11 protein-coding genes are annotated in these 13,041 nt (G+C 70.8%); 5 read left to right on the top strand and 6 right to left on the bottom strand.

What is annotated here, in order from left to right; translation table 11 throughout:
* Positions 1-49 precede the first annotated feature (49 nt).
* The 3 genes from ACFCV8_RS32265 to ACFCV8_RS32255 all read right to left on the bottom strand — a co-directional run bounded on the left by ACFCV8_RS32265 (position 50) and on the right by ACFCV8_RS32255 (position 2,745).
* Complete coding sequence (locus tag ACFCV8_RS32265) at positions 50-253, bottom strand: DUF397 domain-containing protein (RefSeq protein WP_376689045.1); 204 nt, start codon at positions 251-253, stop codon at positions 50-52.
* Entirely contained in the window at positions 219-1,085 is an 867-nt protein-coding gene (locus ACFCV8_RS32260) for a Scr1 family TA system antitoxin-like transcriptional regulator (protein ID WP_376689044.1), read from the bottom strand. The genes ACFCV8_RS32265 and ACFCV8_RS32260 overlap by 35 nt, the downstream gene beginning before the upstream one ends.
* 172 nt (positions 1,086-1,257) lie before the next feature.
* A complete protein-coding gene (locus tag ACFCV8_RS32255) occupies positions 1,258-2,745 on the bottom strand; it encodes an MFS transporter (RefSeq protein WP_376689043.1) in 1,488 nt (495 codons plus the stop codon).
* Positions 2,746-2,815: 70 nt separating this feature from the next.
* Between ACFCV8_RS32255 and dusB the strand changes: the two genes are divergently transcribed.
* From dusB to ACFCV8_RS32235, 4 genes are all read left to right on the top strand, one after another.
* Positions 2,816-3,964 carry a tRNA dihydrouridine synthase DusB gene (gene dusB, locus ACFCV8_RS32250; protein ID WP_376689042.1) on the top strand — a complete coding sequence of 383 codons (1,149 nt, stop codon included), beginning with the start codon at positions 2,816-2,818 and terminating at the stop codon, positions 3,962-3,964.
* 635 nt (positions 3,965-4,599) lie between these two features.
* A complete protein-coding gene (gene ppdK / locus ACFCV8_RS32245) occupies positions 4,600-7,347 on the top strand; it encodes a pyruvate, phosphate dikinase (RefSeq protein WP_376689041.1) in 2,748 nt (915 codons plus the stop codon).
* Between the two features lie 500 nt (positions 7,348-7,847).
* Positions 7,848-8,822 (top strand): transcriptional regulator, encoded by a 975-nt coding sequence (locus ACFCV8_RS32240; protein WP_376689040.1) that lies wholly within the window; start codon positions 7,848-7,850, stop codon positions 8,820-8,822.
* A gap of 119 nt (positions 8,823-8,941) precedes the next feature.
* A complete protein-coding gene (locus ACFCV8_RS32235) occupies positions 8,942-9,358 on the top strand; it encodes a VOC family protein (RefSeq protein WP_376689039.1) in 417 nt (138 codons plus the stop codon).
* A gap of 10 nt (positions 9,359-9,368) precedes the next feature.
* Here the strand turns inward: ACFCV8_RS32235 and ACFCV8_RS32230 are convergent, their stop codons facing one another.
* A complete protein-coding gene (locus ACFCV8_RS32230; protein WP_376689038.1) occupies positions 9,369-10,301 on the bottom strand; it encodes an oxidoreductase in 933 nt (310 codons plus the stop codon).
* A gap of 119 nt (positions 10,302-10,420) precedes the next feature.
* On the opposite strand from ACFCV8_RS32230, the gene ACFCV8_RS32225 reads away from it, so the two are divergent.
* Positions 10,421-11,209: a sulfite exporter TauE/SafE family protein gene (locus ACFCV8_RS32225; RefSeq protein ID WP_376689037.1), complete on the top strand. Its 789-nt coding sequence runs from the start codon at positions 10,421-10,423 to the stop codon at positions 11,207-11,209.
* A 24-nt stretch (positions 11,210-11,233) separates the two neighbouring features.
* On the opposite strand, the gene ACFCV8_RS32220 is transcribed toward ACFCV8_RS32225, so the two are convergent.
* Positions 11,234-11,857, bottom strand: a complete 624-nt coding sequence (locus tag ACFCV8_RS32220; RefSeq protein ID WP_376689036.1) for a class F sortase — start codon at positions 11,855-11,857, stop codon at positions 11,234-11,236.
* A 99-nt stretch (positions 11,858-11,956) separates the two neighbouring features.
* Positions 11,957-12,733 (bottom strand): hypothetical protein, encoded by a 777-nt coding sequence (locus ACFCV8_RS32215; protein ID WP_376689035.1) that lies wholly within the window; start codon positions 12,731-12,733, stop codon positions 11,957-11,959.
* Positions 12,734-13,041 lie beyond the last annotated feature (308 nt).

The following is a 13,041-nucleotide window of genomic DNA, read 5'->3' as shown; positions in this document are numbered from 1 at the left end:
GGCCCGGATCACCCCGTGATCCGGGCCCACGGCCCTGTCCGGCGTCCTTTCAGGAAAGGCCGAACGTGCCCTGACGGACCGAGGTCACGAACGCCTGCCACCGCGCAGGACGGAAACGCAGCACCGGCCCGCCCGGGACCTTCGAATCGCGCACGGCCCCCGGCGCGGCGTCGTCGACCTCCACACACGTCCCGCCGTTATTGTTGCTGTAGCTGCTCTTACGCCACCGGGAAGTGGCGGGGGTGGGCTGCATGGTGTTGGTGCTCCTTCACGACTGATTTGATCAGCGCCTCGGAGTCCCGGGGCGACAGAGCCTGGGCCCGCAGCAGATCGTAGGACTCGCGGCGGGCCGCGACGGAATCCCGATCCTGGATGATGGTTCCATCGTGACTGCCCTCCGTCCACGCGATTGCCGGACCGTTCGGCAGGGTGTAGAGGGTCAACGAACCGCCCATCTCCGCATGCACACCTGTCCAGAACGGCAGCACCTGAACGGTGATCCAGGACGATCCGGCTGCGGTACGGGCGATCGCTTCGAGTTGGGTGGCCATGACCGAGGGGCTTCCCACCGGACGGCGCAGCACGCTCTCGTCGAGGATGAACGAGCACCGGGGCGGGGCATCGCCGAACAGCCTTGCCTGCCTTTGCAGCCGCAGCTCGGCCATGCGGTCGATCTCCGCCCGGGGCGCGTGCGGGGCACCCGCGCGCAGGGAGTGCCGGGCGACCTCGGCGGTCTGGAGCAGGCCCGGGACGATCTGGCAGGCGTACTCCTCGATGACGACCGCCGTCGCCTCCAGCTCGATCGCCTGCTGGTACTTCCCGGGGAAGGGCTCGTTCCGCGCCACGCCGTACAGGCGCTGGAAATGGTCGCCCGTCTCGAAGAGCAGATCCAGCCGGGGCGGCAGGTCCTCGGGCGGCATGGACTCCGCGACCTCGATCCGGGCGAGCTGGCTCTTGCTGTAGTTGAGGACCTTGGCCAGCCGGACGAGGGACAGTTCCAGCCGCTCACGGTGCCGCCGCATGTCGGCACCGAAGAGGTCGCGGGCGGAACGGTCCGGGTGGAGTTCACGGGGCTGGAAGGCCATGGGCGTACGTCTCCTGTCGCGTCGTCCCCCGGTGCGCCACCGGGCCGCTCCGGGCCGCCGCTCCGGGCGGCAACTCTCGCGGTACAGACGGTGATTACTACCGTAACGACGCGGGATCGAGGGCGGAAACGTGGTGAACGCGCCAGGCCCCGGCGCCCGCCGGGAGCTGAGGTCAGGAGGTCCGGGAGTCCGCCGCGGGGCGGCCGGCGGTCGGGGGGCCCGACTGCTTCTCCAGGCGCCGGGCCGTGCGGAGGGCGGTTTCCCGGGCCCAGTGGCCGCTGGTCAGGGCGCCCACCAGGAGCACGGCCAGGCCGCACCCGCCGAGGATCCACCAGGCGGGCTTGCTCGCGTCCACGAAGGCGGACGCGTACGCCGCGCCGCGCGGTGAGCCGGTGCCCGCCACCCCGGACGCCAGGACCGCGCCGATCACGGCGACCCCGAGGGTGCCGCCGATCTGGCGGCTGGTCGAGGCGACGGCGGCCGCCACCCCGGCCTGGGCGCGGGGCATCCCGGAGACGGCGGTGTTGGTGATCGGAGCGTTCACCATGCCGAAGCCGAGGCCGAAGAGGACGTACCCGGTGAAGAGGAGCGCGGTGTCGGTCTCCGCGTCGAACACCGCGAACAGCAGCCCGCACGCCGTCATCGCCACGCCCGCCACGAGCAGCGGCAGCCGCGGCCCCCGGTTGCCGACCAGCCGTCCGGACAGCGGGGCGCAGACGAAGGTCAGGGCCGCCATCGGCAGCATGTACAGACCGGCGTGCAGCGCGCTCAGCCCGCGTACGTTCTGGAGGTACAGGGTGTTCAGGAAGAGGAAGCCGCTCAGCGCGGCGAAGGCGCAGACCGCGATGACGGTGGCGCCGCTGAACGGCGCGCTGCGGAAGAACCGCAGGTCGATCAGGGGCTCGGCGCGGCGGGGCTCGTACACCAGCAGACCGGCCAGCGAGCAGAGGGCGAGCGCGGTGAACAGCAGGATGCGCGGCGAGGTCCACCCCGAGGAGGGGGCCTCGATGATCGCGTACGTCAGTGAGCCGAGCAGCCCGATCACCAGCAGCTGGCCCACCGGGTCGGGGCGGCGCGGCTTCGGGGCGCGGGACTCGGGCACGTACCGCCAGGTGAGCAGGACCGCCGCGAGGCCGACCGGGAGGTTGATCCAGAAGATGGACCGCCAGCCGACCGAGTCCACCAGCAGACCGCCGACCACCGGGCCGGCCGCCATCGAGATGCCGACCACCCCGCCCCACACCCCGATGGCGCGGGCCCGCTCGCGCGGGTCGGTGAAGGTGTTGGTGATGATCGACATCGCGACCGGGTTGAGCATCGAACCGCCCACCGCCTGCACCATCCGGAACGCCACCAGCGACTCCAGGTTCGGCGCCAGGGAACAGAGCAGCGAGCCGAGGGTGAAGAGGACCAGCCCGGTCTGGAAGACCCTGCGGCGGCCGATCCGGTCGGCGGTGGAGCCCGCGAGCATCAGCAGCGAGGCCAGGACCAGGGTGTACGCGTCGATCGTCCACTGCATGCCGGCGACCGAGGCGTGCAACTCCTTCTGCATGGAGGGGAGGGCGACGTTGAGCACGGTGTTGTCGAGACTGACGATCAGCAGACTCATGCAGCAGATCGCCAGCACCAACTGCCGGCGGCGGGAACTGAGCTCGGGCATACATGGATAGTACGGTTAACTAACGAATTCCGCTGCCGGAGTGGTCCGTCCGGTACGCGACAATGGAGCAATGACCACGCTCGCCCCCTCGCTCCCACAGCTCCGGATCGGCCCGCACACGGTGCAGCCGCCGGTGGTGCTCGCCCCCATGGCCGGGATCACCAACGCCCCGTTCCGCACCCTGTGCCGGGAGTTCTCCGGCGGCAAGGGGCTGTTCGTCAGCGAGATGATCACTACGCGGGCACTGGTCGAGCGCAACGAGAAGACCATGCAGCTGATCCACTTCGACGCGAGCGAGACCCCGCGCTCGATCCAGCTGTACGGAGTGGACCCGGTCACCGTGGGCAAGGCCGTCCGCATGATCGTCGACGAGGACCTCGCCGACCACATCGACCTGAACTTCGGCTGCCCGGTCCCCAAGGTGACCCGCAAGGGCGGTGGCTCGGCACTCCCGTACAAGCGGCCGCTGCTGCGGGCGATCCTTCAGCAGGCGGTCTCCCACGCGGGCGCGCTGCCGGTCACGATCAAGATGCGCAAGGGCATCGACGACGACCACATGACCTACCTGGACGCGGGCCGGATCGCGGTCGAGGAGGGCGTCACGGCCGTCGCCCTGCACGGCCGCACGGCCGCCCAGCACTACGGCGGCACCGCCGACTGGGACGCCATAGCCCGTCTCAAGGAGCACGTCCCGGAGATCCCGGTCCTCGGCAACGGAGACATCTGGTGCGCGGACGACGCGCTGCGGATGATGCGTGAGACCGGCTGCGACGGGGTGGTCGTGGGCCGGGGCTGTCTGGGCCGCCCGTGGCTCTTCGGCGACCTGGTGAACGCCTTCGAGGGCGCGGGGACGCGTCAGGCGCCGGGGCTGCGGAAGGTGGCCGAGGTGATGGTGCGGCACGCGACGCTGCTGGGGGAGTGGATCGGCGACGAGACGCGCGGTGTGATCGACTTCCGCAAGCACGTGGCCTGGTACCTCAAGGGTTTCTCGGTCGGCTCCGAGATGCGCAAGAGGCTCGCGGTCACCTCCTCGCTGGAGGAGCTGGCCGGGCAGCTGGCGGAGCTGGACCTGGACCAGCCGTGGCCGGACGGGGCGGACGGGCCGCGCGGGCGCACCTCGGGCAACAACCGGGTCGTGCTGCCGGACGGCTGGCTGAAGGACCCGTACGACTGCGCGGGCGTGAGCCCGGACGCGGAGCTGGACACCTCGGGCGGCTGACCGTCCCTCTCCCGGCCCTTCCCGGCTTCTCCCGGCTCTCCCCGAGCCGTCCTGAGCCTTCCGAGGCACGTGGCGCCACCCGGCACCGCGTGCCTCTTCTCTTTGCTCGCTCACATGAGCGCGATATCCGATCGGATTCGACGAGACTCCGGCCGATCGGTGTCCGGAACGGGCGAGTGGCGGACTTCGCACACCGCTTCCGGTCGCGGTGGAGCCCTATGCGTGATGTCCTGATGACGGACGGTTGTCGATCGGGCGTCCGAATGGTGACATCTGAGCGGCGGCCGTAGAGTGATTCTCGCCACCTTGAGGGGTCTTGCGCTCAGATGAGCGCGTTTTCGGGAGCTTGACTTCTCAAATGGTGGCACTCGGTGCCAGTGGGCTCTTGTTTGATCGATCGACGCTTGCGTGGCACAGCGTGAGCAGATCGGGAAATTCCGGTGGCGGTGAGTAGTTATGCGTTCAAGAAGTGAATGAATTCTCCCGCCGGGGCGGTTGATCGTGTCACTTTCGATCCGCTGGCGGATGGGTGGTTGAGACCTGGTGACGAGTCAGTGGGCGTACCCAGAAACCTTCGATCTGGGTATGTTCCTCGCCGTCAGGGCAGCCACCGCGTCCTCGAGGAGTCGAGACCCGTGTCGGAAAACAAAGATCCCCACGTAACCAACCCGGAGTCCCGGGGGTCCGAGGGCGAGAAGTTCGTTTATGACTTCACCGAGGGCAACAAGGATCTGAAGGACCTCCTCGGCGGCAAGGGCGCGAACCTCGCCGAGATGACCAACCTCGGGCTTCCCGTCCCTCCGGGATTCACCATCACCACCGAGGCGTGCAAGGTCTACCTGGAGAGCGGCGAGGAGCCGAAGGCGCTGCGCGCCGAGGTCAGCGCGCACCTCGACGCACTCGAATCGCGGATGGGCAAGAAGCTCGGCCAGGCCGACGACCCGCTGCTGGTCTCGGTCCGCTCCGGCGCCAAGTTCTCGATGCCCGGCATGATGGACACGGTCCTCAACATCGGCCTCTCCGACGAGTCCGTGGCCGGTCTCGCCTCGCAGGCCGGTGACGAGCGCTTCGCCTGGGACTCCTACCGGCGTCTCATCCAGATGTTCGGCAAGACCGTCCTCGGCGTCGACGGCGACCTCTTCGAGGAGGCGCTGGAGGCGGCGAAGGAGGCCAAGGGCATCACCGTCGACGTCGACCTCGACGCCGCCGACCTGAAGAAGCTGGTCGAGCGCTTCAAGGAGATCGTCGCGCGGGACGCCGGACGGGCGTTCCCGCAGGACCCGCGCGAGCAGATGGACCTGGCCATCAAGGCCGTCTTCGACTCGTGGAACACCGACCGGGCCAAGCTCTACCGCCGCCAGGAGCGCATCCCCGGCGACCTGGGCACCGCCGTCAACGTCTGCTCGATGGTCTTCGGCAACCTCGGCCCCGACTCCGGTACGGGCGTCGCCTTCACCCGTGACCCGGCCAGCGGCCACCAGGGCGTGTACGGCGACTACCTGCAGAACGCGCAGGGCGAGGACGTCGTGGCCGGCATCCGCAACACCGTGCCGCTCGCGGACCTGGAGTCGATCGACAAGAAGTCGTACGACCAGCTGATGCAGATCATGGAGACCCTCGAGACGCACTACAAGGACCTGTGCGACATCGAGTTCACCATCGAGCGCGGCCAGCTGTGGATGCTCCAGACCCGGGTCGGCAAGCGCACCGCCGGTGCCGCCTTCCGGATCGCCACCCAGCTCGTCGACCAGGGGCTGATCGACGAGGCCGAGGCGCTCCAGCGGGTCAACGGGGCGCAGCTGGCGCAGCTGATGTTCCCGCGCTTCGACGACGACGCGAGGACGGAGCTGCTGGGCCGGGGCATCGCCGCCTCGCCGGGCGCGGCGGTCGGCAAGGCGGTCTTCGACTCGTACACCGCGGTCAAGTGGTCCCGCTCCGGCGAGAAGGTCATCCTGATCCGCCGCGAGACCAACCCCGACGACCTCGACGGCATGATCGCGGCCGAGGGCATCCTGACCTCGCGCGGCGGCAAGACCTCGCACGCCGCCGTCGTCGCCCGCGGCATGGGCAAGACCTGTGTCTGCGGCGCGGAGGAGCTGGAGGTCGACACCAAGCGCCGCCGGATGACAGTGGGCGGCCGGGTGATCGAGGAGGGCGACGTCGTCTCCATCGACGGCTCCACCGGCAAGGTGTACCTCGGCGAGGTCCCCGTCGTGCCGTCCCCGGTCGTCGAGTACTTCGAGGGCCGGATGCACGCCGGTGCCGACGACGCCGACGAGCTGGTCGCCGCCGTGCACCGGATCATGGCGTACGCGGACCGGGTGCGCCGGCTGCGGGTACGGGCCAACGCCGACAACGCCGAGGACGCGCTGCGGGCCCGCCGCTTCGGCGCCCAGGGCATCGGGCTGTGCCGCACCGAGCACATGTTCCTCGGTGAACGCCGCTCGATGGTCGAGAAGCTGATCCTCGCGGACACCGACGCCGAGCGCGAGACCGCGCTGGAGGAGCTGCTCCCGCTCCAGAAGGCCGACTTCATAGAGCTGTTCGAGGCGATGGACGGGCTGCCCGTCACCGTACGGCTGCTCGACCCGCCGCTGCACGAGTTCCTGCCCGACATCACCGAGCTGTCGGTGCGCGTCGCGCTCGCCGAGTCCCGCAAGGACGCGAACGAGAACGATCTGCGCCTGCTCCAGGCCGTGCACAAGCTGCACGAGCAGAACCCGATGCTGGGTCTGCGCGGGGTCCGGCTCGGCCTGGTCATCCCCGGCCTGTTCGCCATGCAGGTGCGGGCGATCGCCGAGGCCGCGGCCGAGCGGAAGAACGCCAAGGGCGACCCGCGCGCCGAGATCATGATCCCGCTCGTCGGCACCGTCCAGGAGCTGGAGATCGTCCGCGAGGAGGCCGACCGGGTCATCGCCGAGGTCGAGGCCGCCACCGGCACCCGGCTGAAGCTGACCATCGGCACGATGATCGAGCTGCCGCGCGCCGCGCTGACTGCCGGCCAGATCGCCGAGGCCGCGCAGTTCTTCTCCTTCGGCACCAACGACCTGACCCAGACGGTGTGGGGCTTCTCCCGCGACGACGTGGAGGCCTCCTTCTTCACCGCGTACCTGGAGAAGGGCATCTTCGGGGTGTCGCCGTTCGAGACGATCGACAAGGACGGCGTCGGCTCGCTGGTCCGCAGCGCCGTCGCGGCCGGCCGGGCCACCCGCCCGGACCTGAAGCTCGGCGTCTGCGGCGAGCACGGCGGCGACCCGGAGTCGGTGCACTTCTTCCACGAGGCGGGCCTGGACTACGTGTCCTGCTCCCCGTTCCGCATTCCTGTCGCCCGGCTCGAAGCGGGTCGCGCGGCGGCGGGCTCCACCGGCAGCGACAGCCGCTGACGTGTACGTCCGCTGACCGGGCGCGTCCGTCGGCCCGGCCGGCGGACACCCTGATCCACCGCCCTGGGACGGCGGCACCCTGTGCGGGGGTGCCGCCGTCCCGTTTTGTTCTGGGGAAAACGGTTGTTCGACGTTGTTTCCTTTGTTTGTTAAGAAGCAGACTTCTTCGTTTAATGCGCAAAGAAGAGGCCGGAAACAAGAGGCCGGAAACGGACCGGGACGCGGCCCCTGGATCCCCATCCATGAGCCGCGTCCCGGGTTACCCCCATCGGGTACGGTGCCGCACCGTCGTCCACCGCCGCCAGGCACGCGAAACCCCCCACGGCCTTCGCTCGCCCTTCCGGTGGCGCCGGATTCGTGCCCGACGTCGTACAGCTTTTCGGGTGGTGGCGGTCCGGGGCGAGGCGTTTCACCTGTGGCCGAAACCCCGTGGTGACGTGCTGTTACGGATCACCTACCCTGGGATGGGGGTAATTGCAGGTGCAACAAGTGGGGGACAGGTGCTGCGTATCCATATGTCCGGCGTGGACCTGTCCAAGGTCCGGATGGCCGCCCGGCCGGACGCCTTGTGGGAAACCGCGCTGAGTTTTCACCGGCTGAGGGACCGGCGCGGTTCCGCGGTGTTCGGGAAATGGCGTACGGAAACCCGCTCCCGGTTGAATGGTGAAGCGCGTCTGCTGTCCGCCGTGATTCCACCTCGCGGCTATTTCCCGGATTTCCTGACGCCTTCTCAGGAAAGCAGTGAGCCGTACGGCATTGACGCCGGAATGGAGGCCCTGCGCGCCACTCCGCCCGGCCGGGTTCTCGCCGAACTGGCCCTGCTCGGCGCCGAACGCCGCGACACGGTTCGCTTACCGGACACCCAGGCCGAACCGCTCGGCCCGATCGTCGACGCGCTGCGCCGCTACCACCGCGCGGCCATCGAGCCGTACTGGCCGCACATCCGGGCCAGCGTCGAGGCGGACCGGGCGGTGCGCGGCCGCGCCCTCCTGGACGGCGGGGCGGACGAGCTGCTCGCCTCCCTCCCGCCGATGATCCGCTGGCGGGCCCCGGTGCTGGAGGCGGACTACCCCGTCGACCGCGAGATCCGGCTGGACGGGCGGGGGCTGCTGCTCCAGCCGTCCTTCTTCTGCCGTGTCACCCCGGTCGTCTACCGCGACCCGGGGCTCCCGCCGGTGCTCGTCTACCCGGTCACCCACTCCCGCGCCCCGGTCTTCGCCGAGCCGGGCCCCTGGCTCGGCCGCCTCCTCGGCAACACCCGCTCCACGGTCCTGCGCGCCATAGGGAACGGCTGCACGACCAGCGAGCTCGCGCTGCGGGCCGGGGTCTCCCTGGCCTCGGCGAGCCAGCACGCCTGCGTGCTCCGCGAGGCCGGCCTGATCCACACCCTGCGGCACGGCGGCTCGGTCCTGCACACCCTGACCCCGCTGGGCGGCTCGCTGCTCCGGGGCGGTGCGCCGCTCGCCCTGTCCTGAGCCCGGGTGGCGGGCGGATCCGACGTCGGCGAAAGTTTTTTCGAGACGGGCGATGAGTTCTCCGAGGTCCCGCCGTCTACCTGTCGTACACGTTCGGACAACGAGAGAGTGAAGCGGCCATGCCTCAGATGATCTTCGTCAACCTGCCGGTCAAGGACCTGGATGCCTCCAAGGACTTCTTCGGCAAGCTGGGTTTCTTCAGCAACCCGCAGTTCACCGACGACAACACCGCCTGTGTCGTCCTCAGCGAGACCATCTTCGTGATGCTGCTGACCGAGCCGCGTTTCAAGCAGTTCACCAAGAAGGAGATCGCCGACTCCTCGACGCACACCGAGGCCATCCTCGCGCTCGCCGTCGAGAGCCGTCAGAAGGTGGACGAGATGGCCGACGCGGCCCTCGCCGCCGGTGGCTCGCCCGCCAATGACCCGATGGACTTCGGACACATGTACGGCCGCTCCTTCCAGGACCTGGACGGTCACATCTGGGAGGTCACGTGGATGGACCCGGCCGTCATCGAGGGCGGGCAGAACAGCTGAGCCCGGTTCGTCAGGCCGCGCCCGGCTCCGGGTACCTCACGCCGGTGAGCTGCTCGGACGCCACCCAGAGCCGCTCGCTCCGTACGTCGTCGCGGGTGCGCCCGGCCCGCCAGGACGGGGCCGGGGCGCCGCGCCAGCCCAGCGGTCCCGGCCCGGTGAACGAGTCGGGGCGCACGCCGGGCGCGGTGGCCGCGTACAGCGTGGGCAGCGCACCGGCCGACGCGGGCTGGGCGACGATCCGGTTGCCCAGCTCGAAGAGCTGCTCGGCCGCCCGGCGGTTCTCCATCCGGGCGGCGGCGGACTGCAGGTTGGTCGCCGCGTATCCCGGGTGCGCGGCGGCGGCCACCAGCCGGGAGCCCGCCCGGCCGAGGCGCCGCGCCAGCTCGTGGACGAAGAGGAGGTTGGCGGTCTTCGAGCGGCCGTAGGCGATCCAGCGGCGGTAGTTCCGCTCGCTGTTGAGATCGCCCATGTCGAGGTCGGCCAGTGCGTGCAGCCCGCTGGAGACGGTCACCACCCGGGCCCCGGGGGTGTCGAGGAGCCGGGGGAGCAGCAGGCCGGTCAGGGCGAAGTGCCCCAGGTGGTTGACGCCGAACTGCCGCTCGAAGCCGTCGGCCGTCGTGCCGTACGGCAGGGCCATCACGCCCGCGTTGTTGATCAGCAGATCGATCCGGTCGGGCGCGTGGGAGGCGGCGAATTCCCGCACCGAGCGCAGATCGGCCAGATCGAGCGGTACGAACGCCACGTCCGCGCCGGTCACCGCCTTGCGGATGAGGCTCTCGGCCGCCCGGCCGCGGGTCTTGTCGCGGCAGGCCAGCAGGACCCGCGCACCGCACCGGGCCAGTTCCCGCGCGGTGTTCAGGCCGATCCCGCTGTTGGCCCCGGTGATCACGGCCGTGCGGCCGCTCTGGTCCGGGATGTCGTCGGCGCTCCAGCCGTGGCTCATGCGCCCCAGCGTACGACCGCGGCCACCGGTGCGGGGAGGCCCGTGCGGCCGCTTCGGGAAGCTCAGGTTTGGCTCAATGCGATGGACGGGGCGCGGATCGCGTACCTAGGGTCGCGATCATGCCCGACATAGCCATAACCACCCTGGTCATCCTGTGTATCGCCGCGGCCGCGGCCGGCTGGATCGACGCGGTGGTGGGCGGTGGCGGACTGCTGTTGCTGCCGGCGCTGTTGCTGGGGCTGCCGCATGTCCCGGCCGCCCAGGTACTGGGGACGAACAAGGCCGTCGCGATCGTCGGTACCTCCGGCGCCGCCGTGGCGTACGTGCGCCGGGCGCCGGTCCGGCTGGGGACCGGGCTGCGGATCGGGCTCGCCGCGCTGGCCGGTTCGATGGCCGGGGCGTTCTTCGCCGCCGGGCTCAGCAGCGAGGTGCTCCGGCCGGTGATCATGGTCGTGCTGCTGGCCGTCGCGGCGTTCGTGATGCTGCGGCCCTCCTTCGGCAAGGAGACCGGCGACGGGACGCGCAAGCAGGTCACCCGGGCCCGTACGGTCACCGCGATCGTGCTGGTCGGCGGCGGCATCGGCTTCTACGACGGGCTGTTCGGCCCCGGCACCGGGACGTTCCTGGTGCTGGCGCTGACCGCGGTGCTCCAGCTGGACCTGGTGACGGCCTCCGCCACCGCCAAGATCGTCAACGTCTGCACCAACGCCGGTGCGCTGGCCATGTTCGCCTACCAGGGCAGCGTGCTGTGGCAGCTGGCGGCGCTGATGGCGGTGTTCAACCTGGCGGGCGGGATCGTCGGGGCGCGGATGGCGCTCAGCCGGGGCAGCGGGTTCGTCCGGGGCGTGCTGCTGGTCGTGGTGTTCTCGCTGGTCGCGAAGCTGGCCTTCGACCAGTGGATGGCCTGATCCGGGGAGCGGTACGGGGAAGGCTCAGCGCACGGCGGTCAGGTGCGCGTACGCCACCACGTTGCCCTGGTAGCCCGTCGCCTTCGAGAAGCCGCCGCCGCAGGTGATCAGCCGCAGCGAGGCGAAGGGGGCGGCGCCGTACACCCGCTTGTCGGGGAAGGCGTCGTTCTCGTAGACCTCGACCGCGTCGAGCGAGAAGACGGCGGTGCGGCCGTCCTGGCGGACCACCTCCACCGTGTTTCCCTTCCGCAGGGCGCCGAGGTCGTAGAAGACCGAGCGGCCCTCGGCGTTGTCCACGTGGCCGGCCATGATGGCGCTGCCCTCGGAGCCCGGGGGAGTGCCGTCCTTGTACCAGCCGACGACATTGCGGTTTCCGGCCGGCGGTACGTCGAGTCGGCCGCCGGGCCCGAGCCCGAGCCGCATCACCGGGGCGTCCACCCGGATGCCCGGGATGCGCAGGCGGACCGGGGCGGACGGTTTCAACGGGGCGGCCAGCGGGGAGCCCGGCTGTGGCACGGGGCCGTCGGCGAAGGCCTGGGCGGCGGTGGGGCCGGGCGGGACCAGCTGGGTGTCGGCACCGTTGCGGATCAGCCAGATGCCGGCCAGCGCGGCGACGGCCAGCAGCCAGCCCTTGGCCTTCTGGGACACGGTCGTCCTCCGGTCGGTGGTACGGGAACGGTCCCGTCCCGGTGGCGCGCGGCCACCGGGACGGAAACCAGGCGGTACGGAGACGTGAATCCGGCTCCGTCAGCCGGCTCCCTGCGTGCCGCTCGCCCGGCGACGCAGGAGCCAGGCTCCGCCGACGGCGGCCACGGCGAGTACGCCGGCGCCCGCCGCGATCTGGGTGGTGTCGGAGCGGACACTGCCGCCGACACCGGTTCCGACATGCCCGGTGGGGCCGGTGGGACGGTGCCCGGACGACGTGTCGTCCCGGCCCGGGGTCTCGCGCCCGCCCGGGCCGCCGTCGTGCCTGCCCGGTTCCTCCTTGTCGGGCTTGTCGGACTTGCCGGACGGGCTCCAGTCCTGCCGCCCGCCCGAGGAGTCCCGGCCGGAGTCCCCGTGCGAGGAGTCCCCGTGCGACGAATCGCCGTGCGACGAGTTCCCGCGCGAGGCGTCTCCGTGCGAGGAGTCCCGGCCGCCCGACGGCTCGCGCCCGTCCGGCCCGCTGTCCCGCCCGGACGAATCGCCCCGGCCGCCGCCCCGGTCGCCGTCTCCGCCGCCGTCTCCGTCGCCGTTCCCGGAGGCGTCGCCGAACCCGGCGAAGGCGCTGCCCCCGCCCGCGGCGTCGAGCAGCGAGGGGGCCTGACGCCCGGAGAAGACGTCGAGGGGGAACAGTTCGTCCGCGCCGCCGCCGGATTCGTCGTCCCGGGCGTCGTCGTCGGTACGCGCCACGGCCTGGGCCGGGCCGGTCCGCGGTGCGCCGAGCCCGTCCGCGTAGGCGGACGGCCCGGCGGTCAGGAGGCCGAGCGCGGCTATGGTGACCGCGGATGCGGCGGTACCGGTCACTATGCGGACAGGACGCATGGGGGGTTCCTCCGGCGATGGTCACGAGGTGGTGTGTCCTGACCACGAGCTAACGGGCGACACGCCGTGCGTGCCTGCTGACGCCGGGTCAGCTTTCACCCGTCCGGACCGGCGCGCCCTCCTTGCCAAGGTGTGATCGTGCAGGTCACAGCGGTGATCGGGGCGGATATGGGCCGCCCTTTGCCACCCGGTGCCGATCGGGTGACATCGGGCGTGCGTGATGTGGCGTACGTCACATGCATGACCTGGCGACTGCCGGGCACACGTCCCACACCCCCCACGGGACGGTGTCACGGCCGCCCCCGGCC

The sequence above is a fragment of the Streptomyces sp. NPDC056347 genome (assembly GCF_042262625.1).
GTDB lineage: Bacteria > Actinomycetota > Actinomycetes > Streptomycetales > Streptomycetaceae > Streptomyces.
Note: the sequence above shows the minus strand (reverse complement) of the source record. Positions and strands in the feature narration are given on the sequence as shown.